The sequence below is a fragment of the Cupriavidus numazuensis genome (assembly GCF_905397435.1).
Lineage (GTDB): Bacteria > Pseudomonadota > Gammaproteobacteria > Burkholderiales > Burkholderiaceae > Cupriavidus > Cupriavidus numazuensis.
Map to the genome: position 1 here is coordinate 1 of NZ_CAJPVI010000057.1, position 24877 is coordinate 24877.

The 24877-nt window shown below is 66.9% G+C and carries 16 protein-coding genes; 9 read left to right on the top strand and 7 right to left on the bottom strand.

Translation table 11 applies throughout. The annotated features are described in order from the left end of the window. Window positions 1-926: 926 nt before the first annotated feature. From KHO41_RS32755 to KHO41_RS32765, 3 genes are all read right to left on the bottom strand, one after another. Entirely contained in the window at window positions 927-1253 is a 327-nt protein-coding gene (locus KHO41_RS32755) for an EthD family reductase (RefSeq protein ID WP_211957398.1), read from the bottom strand. A gap of 410 nt (window positions 1254-1663) precedes the next feature. Continuing rightward, entirely contained in the window at window positions 1664-2482 is an 819-nt protein-coding gene (locus tag KHO41_RS32760) for a DUF5995 family protein (RefSeq protein WP_211957399.1), read from the bottom strand. Beyond that, window positions 2479-4338 carry a vWA domain-containing protein gene (locus tag KHO41_RS32765; RefSeq protein WP_211957400.1) on the bottom strand — a complete coding sequence of 620 codons (1860 nt, stop codon included), beginning with the start codon at window positions 4336-4338 and terminating at the stop codon, window positions 2479-2481. Before KHO41_RS32765 ends, KHO41_RS32760 begins: the two co-directional genes overlap by 4 nt. Before the next feature lie 793 nt (window positions 4339-5131). On the opposite strand from KHO41_RS32765, the gene KHO41_RS32770 reads away from it, so the two are divergent. Together KHO41_RS32770 and KHO41_RS32775 are read left to right on the top strand one after the other, a co-directional pair. Then, window positions 5132-5341 (top strand): hypothetical protein, encoded by a 210-nt coding sequence (locus tag KHO41_RS32770; RefSeq protein ID WP_211957401.1) that lies wholly within the window; start codon window positions 5132-5134, stop codon window positions 5339-5341. 178 nt (window positions 5342-5519) lie between these two features. Then, complete coding sequence (locus KHO41_RS32775; RefSeq protein WP_211957402.1) at window positions 5520-6023, top strand: DUF1643 domain-containing protein; 504 nt, start codon at window positions 5520-5522, stop codon at window positions 6021-6023. A gap of 259 nt (window positions 6024-6282) precedes the next feature. Here the strand turns inward: KHO41_RS32775 and KHO41_RS32785 are convergent, their stop codons facing one another. Both KHO41_RS32785 and KHO41_RS32790 read right to left on the bottom strand, forming a co-directional pair. Then, window positions 6283-7281 (bottom strand): tripartite tricarboxylate transporter substrate binding protein, encoded by a 999-nt coding sequence (locus KHO41_RS32785; protein ID WP_244874151.1) that lies wholly within the window; start codon window positions 7279-7281, stop codon window positions 6283-6285. 335 nt (window positions 7282-7616) lie between these two features. After that, the gene (locus tag KHO41_RS32790) at window positions 7617-10364 is read right to left on the bottom strand and encodes a LuxR C-terminal-related transcriptional regulator (protein WP_211957404.1); all 2748 of its coding nucleotides are present in this window, start codon (window positions 10362-10364) and stop codon (window positions 7617-7619) included. Between the two features lie 246 nt (window positions 10365-10610). On the opposite strand from KHO41_RS32790, the gene KHO41_RS32795 reads away from it, so the two are divergent. Both KHO41_RS32795 and KHO41_RS32800 read left to right on the top strand, forming a co-directional pair. Beyond that, complete coding sequence (locus KHO41_RS32795; RefSeq protein WP_211957405.1) at window positions 10611-11792, top strand: porin; 1182 nt, start codon at window positions 10611-10613, stop codon at window positions 11790-11792. Between the two features lie 424 nt (window positions 11793-12216). Further along, window positions 12217-13407: a lipid-transfer protein gene (locus tag KHO41_RS32800; RefSeq protein ID WP_211957406.1), complete on the top strand. Its 1191-nt coding sequence runs from the start codon at window positions 12217-12219 to the stop codon at window positions 13405-13407. Window positions 13408-13516: 109 nt separating this feature from the next. Here the strand turns inward: KHO41_RS32800 and KHO41_RS32805 are convergent, their stop codons facing one another. Beyond that, window positions 13517-14824 carry an MFS transporter gene (locus KHO41_RS32805; RefSeq protein WP_211957407.1) on the bottom strand — a complete coding sequence of 436 codons (1308 nt, stop codon included), beginning with the start codon at window positions 14822-14824 and terminating at the stop codon, window positions 13517-13519. A gap of 552 nt (window positions 14825-15376) precedes the next feature. Here KHO41_RS32805 and KHO41_RS32810 point away from each other — a divergent pair. The 4 genes from KHO41_RS32810 to KHO41_RS32825 all read left to right on the top strand — a co-directional run bounded on the left by KHO41_RS32810 (window position 15377) and on the right by KHO41_RS32825 (window position 22136). Further along, the gene (locus KHO41_RS32810; RefSeq protein ID WP_211957408.1) at window positions 15377-16948 is read left to right on the top strand and encodes a long-chain-fatty-acid--CoA ligase; all 1572 of its coding nucleotides are present in this window, start codon (window positions 15377-15379) and stop codon (window positions 16946-16948) included. 37 nt (window positions 16949-16985) lie between these two features. Next, complete coding sequence (locus KHO41_RS32815; protein ID WP_211957409.1) at window positions 16986-18146, top strand: acyl-CoA dehydrogenase family protein; 1161 nt, start codon at window positions 16986-16988, stop codon at window positions 18144-18146. 52 nt (window positions 18147-18198) lie between these two features. After that, the gene (locus KHO41_RS32820; protein WP_211957410.1) at window positions 18199-19212 is read left to right on the top strand and encodes an acyl-CoA dehydrogenase family protein; all 1014 of its coding nucleotides are present in this window, start codon (window positions 18199-18201) and stop codon (window positions 19210-19212) included. Window positions 19213-19370: 158 nt separating this feature from the next. Next, on the top strand, window positions 19371-22136 hold the full coding sequence (locus KHO41_RS32825) for a LuxR C-terminal-related transcriptional regulator (protein WP_211957411.1): 2766 nt from the start codon (window positions 19371-19373) through the stop codon (window positions 22134-22136). A gap of 117 nt (window positions 22137-22253) precedes the next feature. On the opposite strand, the gene KHO41_RS32830 is transcribed toward KHO41_RS32825, so the two are convergent. Further along, the gene (locus tag KHO41_RS32830; protein WP_211957412.1) at window positions 22254-23162 is read right to left on the bottom strand and encodes a TauD/TfdA dioxygenase family protein; all 909 of its coding nucleotides are present in this window, start codon (window positions 23160-23162) and stop codon (window positions 22254-22256) included. A 289-nt stretch (window positions 23163-23451) separates the two neighbouring features. Between KHO41_RS32830 and KHO41_RS32835 the strand changes: the two genes are divergently transcribed. Next, window positions 23452-24873, top strand: coding sequence for an aldehyde dehydrogenase family protein (locus tag KHO41_RS32835; RefSeq protein WP_211957413.1), 1422 nt, complete (start codon window positions 23452-23454; stop codon window positions 24871-24873). Window positions 24874-24877: the final 4 nt, after the last annotated feature.

Genomic DNA, 24877 nt, shown 5'->3' on the forward strand with positions numbered 1-24877 from the left:
GATCGCTCTGACGGCCGCATCCGGCGTTCGATCTTCAATGTTTAGACAGAACTGGCCGGACGCTTACCAGCGTCGGCCGAATGTAGGCCATATATCGCCATCGGCGTCTTGTTCCAGACAATCGATTCGGCGTGTTCGCGCAACAATTGGGTGTCTGAATCCGCGAGAAGAGCAGGGGGCATGCGGATTAGCCGGATTGAAGCGCGACGTGCTTCGGCGGGTGGGAGACCACCGGCGACAGGGCGGAACATCGACGCCATACGCAGTAGCGATTCCGACGGGCGCGCAAATTGCCCACGCTCCCGGCAGATATTGTGATATCTGCTGGTATCACGGCGCCGGTTGCTGGAAGCAATACTGCGGCGCGCGCGATTGGGGCTGCGGGGCGAAAATGGGCGGCTGCCTGCGCGTGCCGAGCATCCGTCATGCAGTCGGCTCTTCGCGACCCTCAGCGGTCGATCGCTTTGTCTGACTACCTTTGTCACGTACCCAATTTACAGGGGGAAATCACTCTATGCACGTGACTTAGGTCCTTTCGATCGCAGTAAATTGCCACTTTTGCTCAAGTGCGAGAAGGTAGATTTTGAGCTATCTTCGGAGCCAAGCTCAAGATTCATGGTCAGCTATTGGATCTACGCTATTACCTGCGATGGTACACCCCTGATGAGCGACACAGACACAGTGAACTATCTCCACGCCCAAGCACGTGTGACCGGCCAATGAGGAAGGTATAGACGGCGTATTAGCGTGAGCGTGCGAGCGATGTGACGATACAAGCCGTGCGCCATTCCTGGTCCAAACCCTCGACCGCGTATATACGTGAGTGCTTCGAAGCGACCATTTTGAACGATTTAGCTTTTCGCGTCGAACGGCTGCTCATGGCCGATACCAAGCGTCCGGATGTCGTCAGTTCCGATCCGGTGCGTTCAACGATCCGACCGTTCGACGATGACCTCGCTGATCTGCAGCACCGGCGCGATGTCAGTGTAATTGGCGATGTCGCCCAGGATCTCGGCGCCGTGCTCCTGCATGGCCGCCTGGAAGGCTTCGGCCGAATCACAGATGAATGCGCACATCGCCACGAAGGCGGGAGGTGCACCTGATGCGCCGCCGGCCAGACCCTTTTCAACCGTGTAGTAGGCGCAGGCACTACCCAGCCTCGCCTTCACCATCGGCATGTGCCGGTCGCGATAGTAGGCGTGGTCGAAGCGGGCGCCTTCGGTGTACGGATACATCACGTTGACCTTGATCATGGTGTTCTCCTGACTTTGCACTGACTGAGATTTCGGGCGTTAGAGCGCCGTTCATGCATGGCGAGCGGTTCAATGGCGGGCGCGTTCCCCCTTCCTGGGCGACAGCATGAGGAGTACGACGGACAAAGGATTCATCACGATGACTCTTCTCAGCATCCGAGATTCTTCCTCCTCACTCAGAGAGTGCAGTGTAGCCGGTGGGCGGGCGACGTGGTGGGTAACTCGGCCATGCCGTCGAGTGGCGGCATATGGCGGGGTACGGCCCTCCGTTCTTCCGAGGTGTACGGCAGAGAATCAGCCAACGCGCTCGTTCAATGGAATCGAAGAAATCGAAGCCAGCCGGCAGGCAGCCTCCACATGATTGTGGATGCTCTGGATGTAACAGTTCCCCGCAGCAGGCAGTCGACTGGCTAGCTGACCGGCTGGCCCCCTGAAGCCGCCTCAATTTCCGTGCGGGCGTGCGCAGCCTCCGCGTCAAGCAGGTCGATGATGCCGACGATGCCGCGCAACTCGCCCATCCGCACGGTGGCCAGCGCCAACCCCAACACCGGCCCGGGCGAGATGATATGCCGCCCGATCTCCGCCACGCGATGATCTCTTTGCTCGATCAGCCCGCCCTGAGTGTTGCCGGCGGCGCGCAAGGCCAGGGCGAAATCCCATGCCTCGGCCCGCGCCTGCACCAGGGCGGCGCCGATCAGTTTCTCGTCCAGCCTGCCGGCCAGCCAGTCGAGAAGGTGCAGCAGCGGCCAGATCCTGGCCAGCCGGGTCTCGATCTCGTCTACCATCTGGATCAGCAAGTCGTTGATCCGGTCGAAATCTGCCCTGGGCAGCGGGTACTCGTCGAGTGTGCGGGCCGCGGCGAGGCCCAGGTCAAGGTTGATATGGGCATTGATGCCGAGGAGCAGGTGCTGCGATACGGTTGGCCTCCAGCGCCCGGCGGCGTCGAAGGCAACTTGCCAGGAACGGGTGACCGGGGCGCCGTCGAGATGGCCTGCCAGCGCGTCGAAGTAGCGACAGGCAAAGAGCACCAGCAGGCGCTCAGCCGCTTGCGGCTGCTCGAAGGCTCCAAGGTCCAGTGCATTCCGCGCGCGCAACGTGACGCCGCGATAGAGCGCCGCGAAATACCCGAGCCTGCTGCGGTGCCGCCGCGCCCAGGTGAGGATGGCATCGAAGCGCGCGACGACTTCCGCGCTGTCCGCCGGAGGGGCCGCACCGAACTCCGCGCTCATTCGCTTACCGTAATGCTGGCAAGCCTGCCCTGTTCATCGAGGGTGATCTCGACGGCTGCGTTGGTGTCGCGCGCCTTCTCCAGCAGGTGCTGCAGGCGCTCGTCGTGGCGCGGCACGGCAAGCTCGCGATCCGCGTCCAGCAGGGCGGCGACCAGACGGCCACGGGCGTCGAAGCGCAATGCCCTGATGAAGCCGGTCATCGGGCGCTGCCCGTCTCCTGCCTGCTGCCCCTCGACGACGATGCCGCCCAGGGTCTCGGCGTCGGGCTGGAAGGTCAGCACCTCGCGCGTACCAGAGAAGGCATTGCCGGCGACGATGATCTCGGCGATGGCTGCGATCGGGGTGAGGACCCTGAAGCGTCTTACGTCGATGCCCGTCCCGAACGAGATCTGGGTTGCAGCAGTGAACTCCGCATCGCTGATCGTCACATTGACCGTGTACCTTTGGCCCGGCCGGTAGTGATCCGGACTGACCGCAAGACGCGGCTCGTGCGGGCGTCCCACCTGGACCGACGTGAACTCCATGCGTTCGACCTTGCGCCTGCCCTCAAGCAGCCCATGCAGCTCAACCCGCAGCGGTGCCCGGCCGGGCACGGGAAAGTCCGCCTTGGCGGCAAGAGTGCCATCGCTCTGCAGTGCCATCGGCCATGAGCGGCCCCTGAAATCGCTCAGCACTGCCTGAAATTTGCCTTCCGCGATGTTGTTCTTGTACATGGGTGTCGCGGTGACGATGCTGGTGTCGTGCGGCTTGAGCAGGTAGGGATCGACCCGCAGCAGCAGATCGAACTCCGGGCAGACCGAGCGCGCCATCAGGTTCATGCGCAGCGGCCGGAATTGCGGATCGCCCGCGACATGCACGCGCCACGTACCGGATTCCGGCGCGGGGATGTGCAGTGCGGTCATCCATCCCACCCCGATTTCAAAGGCACCGTTCAGCCCATTGCGATACGAAGTGCCGGAGGGCGACCGGGCCTCGATCGAGGGCCGCCCGGGATGATGCCAAGTCAGGCCCAGCAACAACTCCTGTGTGATGTCGTCGACGTCCACCTCGAAAAACTCTTCGTTGCGGCGCCGTGTCCTGCCGTCGGCACCTTCGGGCACCAGCGCAGGCAGGCTGAACTGTTCCCACAGCAGCCTGGACGGTGGCCGCGACAGCGGGCGCAAGGGCAGGATGCCATTGTTGTTGACGACCTTCATCGAATTGGTCATCAGCGCCGCGGAGGTGTCGGCCGCGTATTGTGGCGTGGCGCTGATCGTCTTGACGGTACTGCCGGCAGGCAACGCTTCCGCGACCAGGTCGGTGAGCGTCATGTTGAGCAGATCCGAACCGATGCCCTGCGCATTAAGGGCGATAGCGTTGCCATTCAGCAGCGTCGCGAAGTCGACGCCCTGCTCGGCTTCGTAGCCGTTCTGGGTCAACAGGCCGCTGTGCTCGATCGTCTGGTTGCCGTCGGTGAACAGCACGATTTTCTTTGCGTACCCAGGGGGAAACAGCAGCGGCGGATTGGCGACCATGTAGTCCGCGACGGTACGCACCGCGCGGAAGATGTCTGTCATGTGGCCGACCGCGCCCTGAACCACGACCTCGTTTTCGATCAAGGTGACCAGGGTCTTCAGGCCCGCGGTACTTCCCACAGGGAAATTCACCTGGGCAAACAGGGAACTGGTTTGTGTGGCGAAGTACCAGAGCGAGACTGCCCAGGTGTCGCCATCGGTTGTGGTCTTGTTCTGGATCTCATCGATGATGTACTGCACCGATTGCGAGGCTTCGACGATCTTGTCCAGGGATGAGCCGTTGCCGGCGGAGTGATACATCGAGCCCGATGCATCGATAACGATTGCGAGCTGCTTGGCCATGCCGGTGCTCCTGTTCGGATGGATGGGCGCTTGCGCGATGGTCAGGCTGCGGTCGAGCCCCAGTAGTTATAGTTCATCGTGGGGGGCTTCGTGGGGCGGATGGCGAGGTTTGCGTTGAGCGGGTCCGGGGAAGTAAAAATCGTGTAGATCTCATGTGAACAGGCGGCAGATCGCATGCCTGCGCAGCCTGCGATAGGGTTCTCATCATATGGACACGCAGATGCTGCTGCGAACCCTGTTGGCCGTGGAATCGCTCGTAGCGCTGCGCCGCTTCAAATTCGCGTTGCGCTGAGATGGATATACAGGCGTCTCGTTCCTGAAAAGGGAAACGCGAATCCCTATGGAACTCGACATAACCTCTACTTCGCTTGCTTGCCGGGAACGCACACGCGAAGGCAATCGACTTTCCGCTTCCGGCAGCAAAAAAAACGAGGGCCTACGAGTTGAAGTAACTATCGTGGCGGCAGAAGGAAACGAGGCTGTATCGGGGAGTCAAACACGTTGCGATCGTTTTCCGAACCGCACGTGGAGCCCTTGATGCAGTTGCGTGAAGTGTTATGCGCGTGCGTACTCTTACGAACGCTGGGGATCCGGCTGCGGTCGTATGATGTGAGGCGCTGAAGCTCAGTGAATGGCCGGTCTACGCCCGCTGCCCACAGCCTGGGTGCGGCCGCTCTGACCGACCCGCTTCTTGCATTAAAAGTATTTAATATCACATATGTATTAAATTTATTACAGGCCTCCTGCGAGATCGTCCCCGTTAGACTGGCGCGCATACCTGAGAGGAGTCACGATGGACCCAGATGATGTATTGCGCGAGTTCGAGCGCCTGGCGCTGGATGAAAAGATCGAGCTGGACGTGGACGACGCCATCGCCGGCCTGGCGGTGCTGCTCGCTGATCCGGCCGTACAAGGAAAGGAGCGAGCCCTGCTGACCGAGGTGGGCGCCACGCTCTACAGACTGGGTCTGAATGAGCGGGTAATCGCGGCGCGCAAGCACTGAGGAGCGATCGCGCGGAGGAGCTAGAGCGGCGCGAGCTGACCAGCCATCCACGGAAGTTCGCGTTTGCGAGGCGGCGCGGCGTCCACCGTGGACGAAGTCCGCGCCTGGATGAGCGCTACCGGGCGGGCATTCGAGCATGCGGTTCGCGACTTTGGGTCGCACCCAAGGGTGGGCGGAAATGTCCGACGGATACGTGAAGAGCGCCACGATTTCCAACTGCGGCACGTACCGCTACCACCTGGCGCGAGAATGGAGCACCGACAAACCCATGCTGTTCGTGATGCTCAACCCGAGCACGGCAGACGCCGGCGAGGACGATCCGACCATCCGAAAGTGTCTGGGGTTTGCCACGCGCAACGGCTGCGGCTCCATCCAGGTGGTCAACCTGTTTGCCTATCGCGCCACCTACCCGCGCGACCTGAAGCGCGCCGGCTATCCGGTAGGCCCGAAGAACCTTGCCACCATCCGTCGCGCCGCTCTGGACGTAGCGGCACGAGGCGGCCTGGTTGTCTGCGCCTGGGGCAGCAACGGGCGTGGCCTTGCCATGGTCGCCATCGTAAAGGCGCTACTGCGCGACGCCGGCGTGAAGCTGCATGCGTTGGACCTGCTCGCGGACGGCACGCCGGGACACCCGTTGCCGCTGGCCTATACATGCCAACTGCTGGAGCTGCCCAATGATTGAAGCCAGGTCCTGCAGCATGGGGGCCTCTCCCCTGTAGGCGACCGGTGTCACGTTGATCTTCTTTGTCTGTGCGAGATATGCGCTGATCAGGTGGGCATGGGAGCCGTTGCCCCAGTTGCCGAACGCAGGCGGCAAGCAGGCGCCTGATCATGGAAGTTTCCTTGTCTTCGGGCCGGAGCCCTGTCTGGTGTGGACCGGAATGTCCCCGGCCCGGAGGGGCTGTCGAACGGCAGGGAGAAAGGCCCCCTGCATGCATCGGTCAGTCGAGCCTGGCTCCGCTTATCTTCACCAGCCGTTCTTGCACCGGATACATCTCGTCATAGTGCTTGCGCGCGGCGGCGGCACCCTTACCGATGGCGTACAGGCCGAGCGGTTGCAGGCGTGCACGGAACTTCGGGTTGTCGATGGCGGCGCGTACCTCTTTCTCCAGGCGTTCCAGGATCGGCGCGGGCGTGCCGGTGGGGGCCATCATCAGTAGCAGGCCGGTCATGTCGTACTCGGGCTCCGACAGGCCCTGCTCGGCGAGCGTCGGGACGCTGGCCAGGCTGGGCAGGCGCTTGCCACCCGTAACCGCGATGGCGCGCAGGCGTCCGTTCTGCAGGTACGGCTGGGCTGCGATCAGCGTGCTGACGGCGACGTTGACGTTGCCGCCTGCCACGTCCTGCAGCATGGGCGATTCGCCCTTGTAGGAGATCGGCGTGACGCCGATCTTCTTCGACTTGCCGAGGTAGGTGGCGATGAGGTGCGCGTACGAGCCGGGTCCCCAGTTGCCGAAGGTCAGCCCATGCCTGCCCCCGTAGGCAAGCAGTTCAGTGATGTTGGTGATCGGCAGCGCGGCGGGCACGGTCATCACCATGTCGCCGCCCGACACTTCCGTGATGAACGTGAGGTCGCGCACGGGGTCGTAGGGCAGCTTGCTGTAGAGGAACCGGTTGTTCAGCACGGCCTGCGGGAAGGTGAACAGAATCGTATAGCCGTCCGGCCGTGCCTTTGCCACCGCGGTGGTGCCGATGATGCCGCCGCCGCCGGGCTTGTTTTCCACCACGACAGGCTGGCCCAGCCGCGTGGATAGGTCTTCGGCCAGGATGCGCGTGACGCTGTCGCTGGCGCCACCGGCGGATGCCGACAGCACGAAGGTGATAGGGCGGTTCGGGTAGGGGCCGTCGGCAGCGGCGTTGGCGGCGCCAGCTGCACTGGCGCCGGTTGCAGTGATGGCGCCGAGCACGAACGCGCAGGCGGCAAGCAACTTGGTTTGCATGGGGTCGTTGTCTCCGTTGTCTCTGTCTTGTCTGTTTTTCCTCTTCGCCCTGCGTCATGGCGTTGCGCGAATGCCGGTGATGCAGGTCCGTCGGACGATCATGCGGTGTCATGGTCCGCCGTGATCCTCCTCGCAGGGGTGGGGTGGGGCGTCGTCCCCAACCTGCGCCCGCCTGGCGGAACCAGCCGGCGCGACACGGAAGCCGCGCCGGAGGCCGCTTTGCGGGGCAGTGCGGGAGCTCGACACGGGACCGCAGGGTGGGGATCCCGATTTACCCTGAATCGCGCTGGCGGGGACTTCCGGACATCCAGCGGGCGCGATCACCCGTCGGTCCTTCATGCTTCCTGCCGCTGCTGCTGGATCACCATGATGGCCTCGTAGCGCGTCGACACGCGCAGCTTTCCGAAGATGTTCTTCAGGTTCCATTTGATCGTGTCGAGGCTCAACCCGAGGACCTGGGCAATGCGCTTGTTCGGCAGGCCCTGCTCGACCAGATCCATGATCTGCCGCTCGCGCGGTGTCAGCGCGGACATGTCGGCACCGGTGCGGCGTTGTGCGGGCGCGCCGTTAGCCGGCTTCCCTGCAAGAGTGGCAGTGGGCGCATTGGGCGGCCAGGGGGCGCGAGGCAGCGCGGGCTGCGTGGCGAGCCGGATCCGGTAGCTTTCCAACGCCAGGTCGTCCGGGCAGGAGAGCGCAGCGAGCAGCGCGCACCACGCCGGCCCTTCCTCGCGCAGCGACCGCAGCAGGCGCATCTCCCGACCGGCTGTGATGACCCCGCGCGCCAATTCCAGTGCAGCGGCGATGCGACCGTTGGCACTCAGCGCGACCGCGCGCAACAGGTCGGCTTTCATGCCGAGCGGCGCACGGCCAAGCCGCTTTGCCAGGCGCGCGGCGATATCGCATCGCGCCAGCGCATCATCGGGACGCTGCGATGCCAGTGCGAGGCGGGCACCGGAGAGAGCGGCGAGCAGCGCGATTTCGTCGCGCTCGGCGTCCGCCATGGGATCGGCATCCCCGGCGCGCAGCGACGCCGCCAGCGTGTCGAGCGCCAGTCCCTTGCATTCGGCCTGGTGGAGCGCGCCGGTGATGGCCAGCAGCCGCACCTGCTCCGCGACCAAGTACGCCGCGGCACGCAGCATGCGCTCGCGCCGGAAACCGGCTTCGGCGCACGCCAGCCGTTCGAGCGCGGTGCCAATGCCATCCGCTCCGGCGTGCAGGCGCGCGCGGGCCAGCGCGGCACCGATCCGGTTTGACGGCTGCGTCACGCGCACCAGCCGCTCGGCATCGTCCAGCACGCTTTGCGCGGCATCGTCGAGCTCGTGCTCGCAGAGCACCTCGGCAAGCAGTACGCAGGCATAGGCGGCTGCGGGCGAGGCAGCTTGCATCCGCCGGGGTATGCCCGAGAGTACGGATGTGGCCAGGCGCTGGGCCTCCATGGTCCGACCGGCCAGCCATTCGACGCGGGCCGCTGCCATGGTCACGGCATACGACAGCCCCCGCTGCGCGGCGAGCGCTGCCTGCGTGTCCACGGCATGGTAATGCGCGCGCGCGGCGTCGATGCAGCCGCTCCGGGCCAGGCAGGCAATTGTCAGCGATGCATGCACCTGCCGCTGGATCTCGCTCCATCCCGGCTGTGGCTCGGAGGGCAGGGCCGCGTTGCACGCCGTCGCATCGTCGTGCTGCATGGCGATCACGCCGCGCAGCAGCGGCAGGTCGGCCGCCCAGCTTGCCGGCAGATGACGCGGGTCGACCGCGTCCAGGCAGCGCGCGGCCTGGCGCGGCAACGGTATCAGCACGCAGGCCCAGGCCACGCGGACCAGTACGTCGGGATGCCGCGCCAGCGCATCGTAGGGCAGGTCGCGCAGCCAGTGGCGCAGGTGGCGTACGGCGGTGAAATCGCTCCAGCCCGCCTGCTCGTGCCGCAACAGGCGGACCACGGCGTCGATGTCGCCGCCGAGGATGGCTTGCTGGAGCGCCTCGGGGAGTTGGCCGGCACGCTCGAAGTATTGGGCAGCGGCATGGTGCAGCGGCGCGAGTTCGCGTCCCGACGCTTGCAGCCGCTGCCCGAGGAACGCGGCGAAGAGCGGATGCAGGCGCAGCCAGCACCGGCCGTCCGGCGTCTGCTCGGGCAGCAGGAACAGGTTATGCGCGAGCGCGGATTCGAGCTGCGCCTGCGCTTGAGCGTCGCCTGTTACGGCAACGGCCATGGCCGCGTCGAAACGCGGGAGGATGCTGAGCGCTTCAAGCAACGCAAGGGGCGCCCGCTGCGTCGATGGCAGAGTGCCGGTCACGTCTTCGCCAAAATACGCCGCCAACGGGATGCTGGCGCGCAGCAAGCGGTGGGGACGTTGCAGATGGGCGCTGTCGGCATGCCGTGCCTCGGTGGCGAAGCACTGCAGTCCCGCAGGCCAGCCTTCCGTGCAGTCGTGCGTGGCGCGGGCAAGCGCATGACCCAGGACGGGGCCGAGCCTTGCCTTCAGGAATGCCGCGGTTTCCGCCGTGTTGAAGGCTAGTGCGCTGGCGTCGAATTCAACCAGCCCATCCAGCGCACGCAGCCGTGCCAGTTCCAGGCCAGGCATGACGCGCGTGGACAGCGCGAGGTGAAAGTTGTGCGGCGCCTCGTCGATCAGTCCCTGCACGATGCCGGTGACCTCGGGACTGCCGAAGTGATGGAAATCGTCAATCAGCAGAAGCACCGTGCTGTCGCACGCGGCCACCGCATTGACGAGCAGCGGCACGAGCGCGGCGCCGATATCCGTTTCCTGAGCCGCCAGCAGTTGCTCGAGGCCCGCTGCCAGCGGCAGTTCCGCATGGCGGAGCGAGCCGGCGAGGCTGGCGCAGAACTGCCGCGGCGTGTCGCTGCCCGGCCTTGCCGACAGCCACGCCACCCCCTTTCCTTCCCTGAGCAGCGCCTGCCGCCATTGCATGAGCAACGTCGTCTTGCCGTACCCGGCACCCGCGTTCAGCAATACAAGGCGGCAGTGCTGCTGGCCGGCAAGGCGGGCGAGCAGCGCATCGCGCGGCACGGTGTCGGGGTGCGCGCGCGGGGGTGCAAACCTGGAGACGATTTTGGAATGGGACATGGGCGTGGAGTGCAAGTGTTGTCAGGAATAGCCCCGGGGGAACGTTGCGCGCCGAAGAGTAGGGAGGGTGGGGCACGAAATGCACACCACCACCGGGTGGCGCCGGCTTCGGCTTGCCGCCGATAACCTGCAAATACGCCGGAAGGAAAGCTTGCACGCTCCCGGCGCGCCACGCCGCGTGTGCGCCGGCACCTTCGGCCGGCTTGCGGCGTGCGCATAACGACTAAAACCAGGAGACATCGAAGCATGAGGAAATCGCACATCGCACTGGCCGCCGTGGCCACGCTGATGGCTACGGCTGGCGCGGCGCACGCCGCGAGCAGCGTGACACTGTATGGCGTGATCGACGGATCGGTCGAATACGTCAACCGGGCATCGACCTTGCCCACAGCCGCCACCCAATCTGTCGGCCCGCTGTTCCGCCAGCCGTTTGCCGGCGGCCTGTCGTCCTCGCGCTGGGGCCTGCGCGGCCTGGAGGATCTTGGCGGTGGCTTGCAGGCATCGTTCGTGCTCGAAAGCGGCTTCCAGGCCGATTCCGGCCAGGTGCAGTCGTCCACTGCAGGCATGCTGTTCAGCCGCGTGGCCACCGTCGGCCTGAACGATGCCAACAACAAGATCACGCTGGGCCGCCAGACCACGTCGATCACCGACGGCCTCGTGAACTTCAGCCCGATGCGCTTTGCCGCGACTTACGAGCCGGGCATCTGGGAGATGGGCGTCAACTATCGCGAGAACAACATGGTCAAGTACACCGGCAACTTCGGGCCGGTGCAGGCGGTGGCGCACTACTCGTTCGGCACCGGAGCGGCCGCCTTCGCGCTGGGCTCCGGTACCGTGCTGGCCAACGGCGGTGCTGGCGAGACGCCGGGCAACTGGAAGGACAACACCGCCTGGGGCGCGTCGGTCATGTATCTCGACGGGCGCTTCGGCTTTGGCCTGGCCTACGACCAGTGGAATCCGGCAGTCACGACCGGCTCCACCGGCAAGGTTGTCAAGATCGGCGCCGGCGCGAGCTACACCACGGGCCCGCTCAAGGTCATGGGCGGCTACCGCTGGAACAAGGCCGAGTTTGCCAACGGCAATGCGCTGATCCGCGACGGCTACTGGTGGGCGGGCGTGAACTACCAGGCCACCGCCGCGCTGGCGGTGCAGCTCGGCTACTTCTACGCAGACATCCGTGAAGCCCGCGCGCCGACCGTCGCCGGCTCCGTCGGGCCTGGCACCAACCCGGCCAATCCGTACCAGTTGAACCTGACGCTCGACTACAACCTGAGCAAGCGCACCGACGTGTACATCACGACCGCGTGGGCCCACAACGGCGCTCTCGCGTTCGACAGCGTGTACAACGCCTTCGCGTTCGGCTATGCGGCAGCGCCCGGACAGAAGAACATGGCGGGCGTGACCACCGGTATCCGCCACATCTTCTGATCGCGGCTCGCGCGCAATGCAGGCAGGGCGCCACACCGTCAGGGTGTGGCGCCCTTTTTCATGGCGCGGAACAACGACGGGCGTCGCGGCGAATTGCCCGATGTGAACGCGCATGTCGCCGGAGATCGGGAAGCCGGGCATGGAGGGCTGTGTGGAAGTTGGACGGGATGACCGTACGGCGAGTCATGGGTACGCGAGGCGGACGGCACTTTGGATGTGGCCTTCCCGAGCTCATATTGGCGAGGCCGGCATTTGCCTGCCCACCCCGTGGCGGGGGGGACGGAGCGGGGCCCTGCGCCCCCCGCCGCGCACGGTGCGCGGGGTGGCGTGGGCCGATACCTTCGGGACCATCCCTCGAATTGCGATCAGGAGACATGAAGCCTGAAACCCGCAACCCAACATTCACACAGCAAGGAGATTCGATATGAGCAAGGTTGTCGTCGCCGGGGTCGGCATGATCCCGTTCACCAAGCCGGGTACCAGCGGCACCTACATCGAGATGGGCGCCGAAGCCGCGCGCCTCGCGCTCGCCGATGCCGGCATTGCCTACGACAAGGTGCAGCAGGCTTATGTCGGCTACGTCTATGGCGATTCCACGGCGGGCCAGGCTGCGCTGTATCCGGTGGGCATGACGCAGATTCCGGTCATCAACGTCAACAACAACTGCTCGACCGGTTCCACCGCGCTGTACCTGGCCCGCCAGGCCGTGGAAAGCGGCGCGGTGGAATGCGCGATCGCGCTGGGCTTCGAACAGATGAGCCCGGGTGCGCTCGACGCCGTGTTCAACGACCGTCCCGCGCCGCTCGGCCGCGCGCTCGCGCTGACCGCCGAGCTGAATCCCGAAGCGGCCGCCGCCGGCATTCCGATGGCGCTGCTGCAGTTCGGCGGCGCGGGCAAGGAGCACATGGAGAAGTACGGCACGAAGATGGAGACCTTCGCGAAGATCCGCGCCAAGGCCAGCCGTCATGCCGCCAACAATCCGCTCGCGCTGTTCCGCAAGGTAGTGTCGGAAGCAGACGTCATGGCCGAGAAGGTGATGTGGCCGGGCGTGATGACCCGCCTGATGGCCTGCCCGCCGACGTGCGGCGCGGCCGCCGCCATCATTTGCTCGGAAGACTTCGCGAAGCGGCACGGCCTGAAGACCGATGTGCGCATCCTTGCCCAGTCGATGACTACCGACAGCCCGAAGCTGTACGACGCACGCTCGATGATCGAGGTGGTCGGCTTCGACATGGCGCAGACCGCGGCGCGCCAGGTGTACGAGAAGGCCGGCGTGAGCCCGTCCGACATCCAGGTGGTGGAGTTGCACGACTGCTTCGCCCACAACGAGCTGCTCACGTATGAGTCGCTGGGTCTGTGCCCGGTGGGCGGCGCGGAGAAGTTCGTCGAGGACGGCGATAACACCTACGGCGGCAAGTTTGTCACCAACCCGTCGGGCGGCCTGCTGTCGAAGGGCCATCCGCTCGGCGCCACGGGCCTTGCCCAGTGCTACGAGCTGACCCGCCAGTTGCGCGGCACCGCCGGCAGCACGCAGGTGGACGGCGCGAAGCTCGCGCTGCAGCAGAACCTCGGCCTGGGCGGCGCCTGTGTCGTGACGCTGTATGGCCGCGCTTGATTGCCGGCGACCGCTGGCGAGCGAGTGAGGACGCCGGAAGGTCCACGTGAAGTCAAAGGCAAATGGCCCGCACATGTGCGGGCCATTTCTCCTTGGGATGCAATCGGTGTCAGGCGCTGGCCAGGGCTTTCGCGCAGAGGTTCTGCCGCGAGCGGTCCGTGTGCAGCCAGCGCAGGCACGCCAGGGCGCCGCACAGCAGCATGGCTGCCGCGATGACATAGCCCATCTCGTAGCCGTGGGCATTTTCTGCTCCCGCCGTGTCGACGAAACGGCCCGTTGCCGCCGCGGCGACGGCGGCTGCCATGTTGCCGACGGCAGTGAGCACCGCGATCAGGACCGCCAGCTGGCGCTGCGGCGTGACCTCGGCAAGCATCACCGAACCGAAGACGATGGCGAGGTTGCCGAGCCCGCATGCCAGCGCGACCGTGATTGCCTTCTGCGGCGGTGTGAGCGGAAGCTGGCCCAGTGCGATCATCAGCAGCGCAGACGTCAGCATGGCTACGGCCAGCAGCCTTGCGCGGGCGGTGCGGCTCGAAAAGCCGCGTCGCAGCAGGCGTTGCGAGACTGCGCTCAGGATGATCTGTACCGGCACAATGATAAGCACGACGACCGTGAACCATTGGCCAGCCGACGTGGCGCTGTAGCCGAGCCCACGCTCCAGGTAGAGCGGCAGCCAGGTCATGGTCACGCCAAGCGCCGTATAGCCGGCCGCACCCGCGCCAAGAATCGCGATCACCGAACGATCGGTGAGCAGCTTGCGATAGGGCAGCGAGTCGGGCAAGCCGTGTGCGCCCTTGTTGGATGCAGCGACCGGAGCCCCGGTGCCGCCGCGCAAGAGGCGCCGGTTGCAGCCGACGCACAGCCACAGCACCGACCAGACCGCACCCATCACGGCGAGCAGCACGAAGTTGCTGCGCCAGCCCCACGCCGCCGAGATCGCCGGAATCATCAGCCCGGCCAGTATCAGGCCGACAGAAGCGCCGCTGCTGACGATGGAAATCGGCAGGTTGCGCCTGTCGTCGGGAAACCACCGGAACAGGGCGACGGCCGCGATCGGGAACGCCGGGCCTTCGGCAGCGCCGAGCAGCATGCGCGCCCAGAGCAGTTCGCGCGCGCTTGAGGCGAATATCACCGGTATCTGCAGCACCGCCCACAGGATTCCCATCCCTAGCAGCAGCCAGCGCGCGTCGATGCGGCGGCTCAGCAGGCCACCCAGGATGCCCGAGAGCGAGAAGAGCCAGTAGAAGCTGCCGGCAATGGTGCCGAACTCGGTAGCGGAAAGGTTCAGTTCAGCCATCAGCGGCGCGGCCGTCATGCTGAGGGCGATCTTGTCGAGGAAGTTGACCAGCATGTAGAGCAGGAGGAGGACCACGATGGTCCATGCCGGTCCGGCCCGGAAGGTGTGGGAATCGTTCATGGGGAGGTGGGGACGACTTGCCGCGGTGTGCGGGTTGGCGGCGCCAGGCGCCGGGGACGGGCGTGGCACCGCAATGCTGCGAAGGGTTGAACGTTCGTGCGCGGGTCAGAACGGCCAGTCTCCGGCAACGGTTGCGGTGGTAAGGGGTGCTTCGACGCTGGTCATGTGCAGTTGTCTCCTGTGGCAAGCCGATGGTGGAAGTGTTGGGGTGGCTGCGCCGGCGTGACCGTCTGCGTGCCAATTCGTCCGTGCGCGCTGTCGTGCCAGCGGCTCGGGAGCGATCCTGCGCCGATGTCGCCTTCGCCATCCCTCCCCGTCGCAGGGGGGACGGGGCGGCGCCCATCCGATTCCGGCGCCCCACGGCCCTCCGTTGCGCCCCCCCTCGCCGAGAGGGGGCTGGCCGCGCGTGCGCGTCCCCCTCCGCACTGGGGGTGCTCCGTCTGCCTGCGGCCGCGATCATGGCGGCATGGGCCTGTCCGCGGGCGAAGCCCACCAGAAACAGGGGCCGTGGCGTACGCCGCATGTGCGGCGTCACGGACCGGGGAGACCAACATGTACATGACCCAGGGGCTGCATCGCGCCCTCCAGCAACGCCCCGGCGCCGTGGCGGTGCGTTGCGGCGAACACAGCCTGACCTTTCGTCAGCTCGGCGCCCGCGTGGCGCGCCTGGCCGGCGGGCTGCGCCACCTTGGCGTGGCCGATGGCGAGCGCGTCGCCATGCTGTCGCTCAACTCGGCCCGCTATCTCGAATACAACCTCGCCGTGCCGTGGGCGGGAGGCGTGCTGAACCCGGTGAATATCCGCTGGAGCCAGGCGGAAATGCTGTACGCGCTCAACGATTCGGGCACCCGCATCCTGATCGTCGACGACACCTTCAAGGGCATGGCCGCCGCGTTGCAGGCCGGCGCGGCGAGCCTGCGCCACCTGATCTATGCCGGCGACGGGCCTGTGCCTGACGGCATGATCGGCTGGGAAGCCCTGGTCGAAGCCAGCGAGCCGGTCGAGGATGCCTGGCGCCACGGCGACGACCTCGCGGGCATCTTCTACACCGGCGGCACCACGGGCTTTCCGAAGGGCGTGATGCTGTCGCACGCCAACCTGACGACGACGGCGATGGCCTCCATCCTCGCAGGGCGCTGCGGCGCGGAAGCTGTCTTCCTGCATGTGATGCCGATGTTCCACCTCGCCGCGTTCGCCGCTACCAACGCGCTGTTTGCCTCGGGTGCGCGACAGGTGGTGATGCCTGGGTTCACGCCACAGTCGGCACTCGAAGCCATTTCCCGCGAGCGCATCAACCAGATCGGCCTGGCGCCGACCATGATCCAGATGCTGGTCGACTGGATGGCTGCCAGCTCGGCCGAGGCGGCGCGGCTGGATGCGAGTTCGCTGCGGCTGATCGCCTACGGCGCTTCGCCGATCTCGCAGACGCTGCTGCAGCGCGCACGGACCGCGTTCCCCGGCGTGGCGTTCATGCAGGGCTACGGCATGACCGAACTGTCGGCCACCTGCACCGTCCTCGGACCCGAGTACCACGACGACGCGGCGTTCGCCAGCGGCAAGGCACGCGCGGCCGGCAAACCGCTGATGTCGGTGGAGGTTCGCGTGGTGGGGCCTGACGGCGCCGAACTGCCGCGCCGCGAAGTCGGCGAGATCGTGGCGCGCGGCGGCACGGTCATGCTTGGCTACTGGAACAAGCCCGACGCCACGGCCGAAGTGCTGCGCAACGGCTGGATGCATACCGGCGACAGCGGCTACATGGACGAAGAAGGCCTCGTCTACGTGGTGGACCGGCTCAAGGACATGATCGTCACCGGCGCCGAGAACGTGTATTCGGCCGAAGTCGAGAACGCCCTCGCCAGCCACCCGGCAGTCGCCTTTTGCGCGGTCATTGGCGTGCCCAACCAGAAGTGGGGCGAGTCGGTGCATGCGGTCATCGTGCGCAAGCCCGGCGCGAGCGCCAGCGCCGAGGAAATCATCGCGCACTGCCGCGAGCGTATCGCCGGCTACAAGTGCCCGCGCAGCGTGGAGTTCCGCGATGCGCTGCCGCTGTCGAGCGTGGGCAAGGTTCTGAAGAACGAATTGCGCAAGCCGTTCTGGAGCGGCGAGGCGCGCAGCGTGGCCTGACGGGCCGCGCGTCCGATCCATCATTCCTGGAGCATCCGTGACTTCTCTTCTCTCGACGCTGTCACTGGCGGGCATTCCGCCGGAAGACGAAGCGTTGCGCGCGCCCGTGCGGGACTTCCTGCACAGCGAACTGCGCGATTATCCACCCCATCTGCGGGCCCGCAGCATCGGCGCCCACGATGCCGCGTTCACCCGCGCGCTCGGCGCCCAGGGCTGGATTGGCATGAACCTGCCCGAGGATGTCGGCGGCGCCGGGCGCAGCCACTTTGCGCGCTTCGTGTTAACCGAGGAACTGCTGTCGTTCGGCGCACCGGTCGTGGCGCACTGGACTGCCGACCGCCAGACCGCGCAGCTGATTGCGCGCTACGGCACGCCGGCACAGCGGGCCCGCTATATTCCCGGCATCCGCGCCGGCGAGATCGTGTTCGGCATTGGCCTGAGCGAGCCCGACACGGGCTCAGACCTTGCCAGCGTGCGCACGCGTGCCGTGCCCACCGCCACCGGCTGGCGCATCAACGGCCGCAAGATCTGGACGACCAATGGCCACCGCGCGAGCCACATGTGCGCACTGGTGCGTACGTCCGGCACCGCCGAGGATCGCCACAAGGGCCTGTCGCAACTGATCTTCGACATGAAGACGCCCGGCATCAGCACGCGGCCGATCCTCAATATCGTTGGCGAGGAAGAGTTCTGCGAAGTCCTGTTCGAGGACGTGGACGTGCCGGCCGACGCGCTGATCGGCGAGGAGGGTGACGGCTGGAAGCAGGTCACCGCCGAACTGGCCTTCGAGCGCAGCGGCTGCGAACGCATCTATTCGAGCGTGGTGCTCGCCGATATCTGGCTGGACGAGATGCGCGCGCTGGAGAACCCGCCGCAGATCGTGGTGGACATGGCGGGCCGCATCGCCGGGCGCCTGTCGGTGCTGCGCGCGATGTCGCTGGGCGTGTGTGCGTGTCTCGACGCGGGCCAGAACCCCGAGCTGGAGGCGTCGCTGGTCAAGGACCTCGGCACCGAGTTCGAACAGGAAGTGCCGAACTGGATCGCCGAAGCCAACGCGAGCATCCCGGGCTTCCGTCCGTCGCGCGAGCTCGCGCTGGCGCTCGCCTATGTCACGCAGTACGCGCCGGTCTTCTCGATCCGCGGCGGCTCGCGCCACATCATGCGCGGCATGATTGCCCGCGGCCTTGGACTGCGCTGATTGCGTACTGACTGACGCATTGATTGATGCATTGATTGAGTGAGTGAGCTCCATGACTGATTCCCTTCTGGATGGCTTCGAGCGCCCGCTGCGCGAACTCTGTACCGTCGAGGCGCTGCGCCGCATCGAGGCTGGCGAGAGCGCCGACGCGCTGTGGGCAGGCATCGACGCGCTCGGCTATACCGACGCGCTGGTGCCGGCCCGATTCGACGGCGCAGGCCTGTCGCTGGCCGACATGCACCCGCTGTTCTTCGCCGCCGGCCGCGCTGGCCTGAACCTGCCGTTCGCCCAGACCGCCGTGGCGCGCGCATTGCTGGCCTCGGCCGGACATGAGCCAGGCCGCGGCTGCATCGTGATAGCACCGGCAGCCGGCGCCGATGGTGACGCCGTGGTTTGCCACGACGTGCAGGACGCCGCGCTGGCCAAGTTCGTGCTGGTCAGCCGCGCCGGCGAGTGGCTGCTGCTGCCGCGCGTGGCAGCGGCATTCACGCCGGGCGCGTACCGGCCGAAGCTGTCGGCCGATACGCTGCGCTGGGAATCCGCGCAGCATGCCGTGGCGCGCTTCCCGGTGCAGGGGGCGGACGGTGAGGCCATCTGCAACGCGCTGCAGGCCACCGCCATGGCCGGCACCATGGCCCGCGTGACGGACCTGACGGTGCTGTACGCCAATGACCGCAAGCAGTTCGGCCGCGCCATCGGCAAGTTCCAGGCCGTGCAGCAGGACGTGGCCGTGCTGGCTTCGCAGGCCGCCACCGCCGAGATGGGCTCGCGCATCGGCTGCGCGGGCACTGGCTTCCTGCCGGATCCGCTGCTGGCTGCTTCTGCCATGTTGCGGGCATGCGAGGCCGCCTTGCGCGTCGCCGCGATCTCGCACGCGGTGCATGGGGCCATCGGCATGACCGACGAGCACGAACTTGGCCTGTTCACGCGCCGCCTGCACGAAGCGCGCAGCGGTGGCGCGCAGGTACGGTGCGCGGCAGTGCTGGGCCGAGCGGCGCTGGCCGAACGCGGCCCGGTCGTCGATTTCGTGCGCACGCAACTGGCCGCAGTCACTGCGGCCGCCTGAGGCCCATGTGCGGTATCGGGTCGGGCCGGGGCGGGCAGCAAGTCGCGCCATGGTGCGTTGCAGCGTGCGTACGCGGGGCCTGACGGTCACGGGAGCCCCTATAATCACGGGGCCTCTCCGCGATCCAGTCGGGCTGCATTTCACGCTTCTTTTTCGCCATGCCCCCATCCGAAACCGAGACCGGCGCCTCGCAGGCGTCCAGTCCGACCGGTACCTTCGACTCTCCTTCCCTCGCCGCCTCCAGGCTGGTGCCGCCACGCGGCGAGCGCCGGCTGATGCCGAGGGACGCGCTGATGGATCGCCTGGCAGACGCGCGCCAGCAGCGCTGCGTCGTCGTGCAGGGCCCCGCAGGAAGCGGCAAGACCTGCACGCTGCTGGCCTGGCGCAAGCAACTGCTCGGCCTCGACACGGACGTGGCGTGGCTGACGCTGACGCCGGCGGAGAATGATCCCAGCCGCTTCGTCGACTCCGTGCTGGCCAGCTTCGCCGAGATCGACGGGAAGATCGTGCACGACGCCGCCCGGCTGGCGGGCCGCGACAGCGATGAGGCGGCCTGCGAGCGGCTGATGCTCGCGCTGCTGGCCGGCGTGGGGCGGCACCCCCGTGGCGTGGTGCTGATGCTGGACGACGTGCAGCACCTGCGCGACCCGTTCATCGTGGAGGCGCTGCACTGCCTCACCGAATACGCGCCGCCGAACCTGCGGCTGGCGTTCGCCACGCGCGCGGCGCTGCCGCTGTCGCTGGCAGCGCTCAACGGGCAGGGACAGGTGCTGGAAATCGGCATGCGCGACCTGGCGTTCAGCGCGGCGGAGTCGGAACGCTACCTGCGCGATCACGTGAGCGACATCGACAAGCGCGAGGCGCGGCGGCTGCACGATCTGACCGAAGGCTGGGTGGCCGGCCTCCAGCTCGTCGCGGTCAATCTCAAGACGCAGCGGCGGCAGCGCGGCGCATCGGTACCGGTGCGCGACGCGCAGGCTTTCGCGAAATACTTCGAGCAGGAAGTGCTCGCCGGCCTGCCGGCGGAAGACCTGGAACTCCTGACGCGCATCTCGGCTTGCCAGAGCGTCACCCCGTCGCTGTGTGCGACGCTGATGGGCACGCCGCGCGCGGTGGCGCGGATGACGCGGCACCTGATGCAGATCGAGGGCAGCAGCCTGTTCCTGAGCGGGCATGGCACGCCCGGCCAGGAGGTGTGGTACCGGCTGCACCCGCTGATGCGCGAGGTGCTCCAGGCACGTTGGCAGGATTGGCCCGACGCCGAGCGCCGCACCGTGCATGCGACGGCGTGGCGCTGGTTCGAAGCGCGCGGCCATCTCGACGAGGCCGTGCACCACGCGGTGCAGGCGGGCGAGAGCGACGCTGCGGCCGAACTGGTCGAGCAGGGCGTGCCCGAGCTGCTGGAACGTAGCAATATGGCCCAGATCGCTGCGCTGGTACGCCTGCTGCCCCCCGACCAGGTGCGCAGGCGCTTTCGCCTGCGCAACTTCAGGGCGTACTTGCGGCTGTACGCGCACGACTTCGAGGCCGTCACGGAAACGCTGGAGGAACTGGACCAGGAGGCAGCGCGCGGCGAACTCGACGTGCATCAGCGCTTCTCGGTCACACTGCTGCGCGCCAGCCTCGCGCTGTATTCCGACGACGTCGACGCGCTGACCACGCTGCTCCCGCAGGTCCGCGATACTCCCGACGGCCTTGACCAGATGGAGGCCGCCACGCGCGCGAACCTGCTCGGGATGATGTACGTTTTCAGCGGCGACTATGCGAACAGCCGGCGCGTGCTGCAAGAGGAGTCGTGGGCCGACAAGTCCATCCGCAGCGGCCTGATTGCCGATTGCGTGACCGCCATGAGCCTCATGCTCGAAGGCCAGATGGCGCGCGCTGGCACCATCCTTCGCCATGCGCTGGAGACCGCGGAGACATCCGGCCCGGCCTACGTCGGGGTGGCCTGCCTCGCGACCGGACTGCTGGCGGAGATCCTGTACGAGCTCAACGATATCGAGACGCTGTGCAGCCTGCTGGAGTCGCGCATCGACGTGCTGGAGCGCGTGTCGATGCCCGACACGGTCCTGCGGGCGCTGGCCGCACTGGCCGTCGGCCAGTGGGCCGCGCACCGCCCGCTCGACGCCCACGCCGCGCTGGAACGGCTGGAGGACTATGCGCTGCGCAACCGGACTGACCGGCTGCTGGCCTACGTGCTCGTGATACGCGTGCGTGCGTATCTGCAGGAGGGCGAGCCCGACTTCGCCGAGGGCTCGCTGGACCGCCTGGACGCCATCGCCGCGCAGCACGGCGAGAGTCCGCACAGCATGATGCTGGACGTGCAGCTTTGCGCCGGCCGCGGGCATCTCGATCTATGCATGCACCGTAACGACTACTTCCAGATGCGCGATCGCGCTTATGCGTTGCTTGCGCTGGCCGAGCCGGCCGGGCGGTGGCGCTTCGTGGCCTGCCTGTACATGCAGCTTGCGGTAGCCGAACAGCATTGCGGCAATCCGGCGTCGGCCGAGACGCATCTGCTGGAAGCGCTGCGGCTTGGCCACCGGCTCGGGCTGCTGCGCACGCTGATCGACGCCTCGCCGCAGGTGCCTGCCTTGCTGGAGGCGCTGCAGCAGCGCGAGGGGCTGGACCCGGTGCTCGGCTTCTACCTGCAGCGCCTGGTGGATGCGGCAAGCCGGCCGCAGGCGTCCGCGGTGGCTGCGCCAGCCCGGCCGCTGCTGCGCGAGGCGTTGTCGGAGCGCGAGAGCGAGATCCTCGAACTGGTGGCGCAGGCCATGCCCAACAAGAAGATCGCCGCCATGCTGAACATCACGCCCGAGACGGTCAAGTGGCACTTGAAGAACATCTTCAACAAGCTGGAAGTCGGCAGCCGCAATGACGCTGCCGCGCGGCTGCGCGCGCTGAAGGCGGAATCGCGCGGGTAGGGCAGGCGCCTTCTGCCTGCTGTCCGGGCATCGATAGGGTCCCGCGGGTCCGCCCGTTGGGTTTGGGCGGGGAGGGCCACTGGCGGCAGCCGGGCCTTGCGTCCCGGCGTCCCCGCGTCAGCGCGGCCTGTCGCCGATGATCGTCGCGCGTTGCATATGGCGCACGGCCGGGAAGTAGTCCGACACGGCGTAATGCTGCGTGGCGCGGTTGTCCCAGAACGCGATGGTGTTGGGGCGCCACTTCAGGCGCACCTGGTATTCCGGCTGGCTGGCCTGGCGGTACAGGTAGGCCAGCAGGTCGAGTTCGCCGAAGCGGGCATCCGACCCCACGCGGTACGGCTCGAGCTGGAGGTAGTTCGCCAGGTGCGTGGTCCAGCCTTCGTTGACGAACAGGATCTTCTCGCCGGTTTCAGGATGCGTGCGCACGACCGGATGCACCTGCGCGGGGAAGTCGCGCTGCCAGTTCCGGGCGAGTTCCGGCGACAGCCGGATGCCGAACACGGGGAAGCCGTCGTGCACCGCCTGCATGGGGGCAATGCGATCCTTCACGGCCTCGGGCAGGTTTTCGTAGGCGGCCACCATGTTGACCCACAGCGTATCGCCGCCGACCTTGGGGCAGTCCACGCAGCGCAGGATCGATCCCATCGACGGCACCTCGCGCCACGACACATCGGAATGCCAGACGTTCTCCCGGCCGCGCGAGTTGCCGTCGTGCCCGAAGACGACCAGCTCGGGATGGTCCGGATGGTGCTGGATCGATGGATGGACTTCCAGGTCGCCGAAGCGGCGCGCCAGCGCGACATGCTGCGCGGGCGTGATGTCCTGGTCGCGGAAGAACAGGACCTTGTATTTCTGCAGCGCGCGGCGGAGGGCCTGCACCGTCGGCTCGTCGATATCGGCGAGATGGATGTTGCCGATCTCTGCGCCGATGGTCGGCGTGGCAAGTTCGACCGAGAATGGCCAGGATTCCACTTCGGGCGTGTCGGCGCCCAGGGATACCGGGGCCAGCGTGGCGGCAGCTTGCATGTTGTCTCCTCTTGGTTGGATGGCATGGCTCGATGGCCGTTGCACGTGCATGGTGGCCGCCGGCACGCCGTGGAACAAGGCACGAATTTCGTGCAATGAAATCCTGTGCGGCCGCGTGCGGTATGGGTGGCCCGGCAAGCGTGCCCCCCTGCAGCGGGTGGGGGTGCGCGGGCCCGCGCGGCGCCATGCTGTGCCCGGAACCGGCACGTGCGCAGCAGTGCCGCGATCCGCCCGGCGCGCCAGTCATGGAGCGGCGCCGGTCCACGACAACGGAGACAAGGTTCAGGACATGCACAATCTCAGCGAGTTCTATATCGACGGCGCCTGGCAGGCGCCCGCCCGCGGCGCCGCCAAGGCCGATATCGTCAACCCGGCCACCGAGGCCGTGATCGGCAAGCTCGCGCTCGGCACGGCCGCTGACGTGGACCGCGCCGTGGGTGCCGCACGCGCAGCCTTTCCTGCCTGGTCCGCCACGAGCCGCGAGGAGCGCCTCGCATTGCTCGCACGCGTGGCCGAGGCCTACAAGGCGCGCATCGACGATATCGCTACCGCTATCCACGAGGAGATCGGTGCACCGATGTGGCTGTGCAAGGCACGCCAGGCGCCGCTCGGGCTGATGCTGCTCGAATCCGCCATCGTGGCGCTCAAGGACATGGAGTTCGTGCGCAAGATGGGCCAGAGCGAGGTGGTGAGCGAGGCCATCGGCGTGGCGGCGCTTGTGACACCGTGGAACTGGCCGGCCGGCACGGTCATGGGGAAGGTGGGCTATGCGCTCGCGGCCGGCTGCACGGTGGTGCTCAAGCCGTCGGAGCTGGCGCCGCTCGATGCGCGCATCATTGCCGAAGTCATGCATGACGCCGGCGTGCCGGCCGGCGTGTTCAACATGATCTACGGTCTCGGCCCGGATGTCGGCGCGTCGCTGTCTGCACATCCCGAAGTGGATGTGATCTCGCTGACCGGCTCGACCCGCGCTGGCGCAGCGGTCTCGGCCGCCGCGGCCGCCACCGTGAAACGCGTGCTGCTGGAGCTGGGCGGCAAGTCGCCCAACGTGATCCTGGACGACGCGGATCTCAAGGCTGCGGTGACCGACGGCGTTATCGGCTGCATGATCAACTCGGGTCAGACCTGCGTGGCGCCCACGCGGATGCTGGTGCCGCGCCACCTGCACGACCAGGCGGTGGCCATCGCGGTCGCGGTGGCGGGCTCGCTCAAGGTGGGCGACCCGTCGCAGGACGAGAACAAGGTCGGCTCGATGGCCAACCGCGCGCAGTTCGAGCGTGTGCAGCATATGATCGGTCTTGGTATCGAAGAAGGCACGCAGGTGGTGGCCGGCGGCGTGGGCCGTCCCGAAGGCATCGACAAGGGCTACTTCGTGCGCCCGACTATCTTCGCGAACGCCAGCAACGACGCGACGGTAGCGCGCGAGGAAATCTTCGGGCCGGTGCTGACCATGATTCCCTACGACGACGAGGCACACGCCATTGCCATCGCCAATGACACGGAATACGGCCTGGCGGCCTACGTCTGGTCGAAGGACGCCGCGCGTGCGCGCCGCGTGGCGGGCAAGCTGCGCGCCGGTTCGGTGCGCATCAATGGCGCCCAGACCGATCCCGCCGCGCCGTTCGGCGGCTACAAGCGCTCGGGCAATGGCCGTGAACTGGGCGTCTACGGCCTGGCCGAGTTCCTCGAGCACAAGTCGGTCACGGGCTGACGCT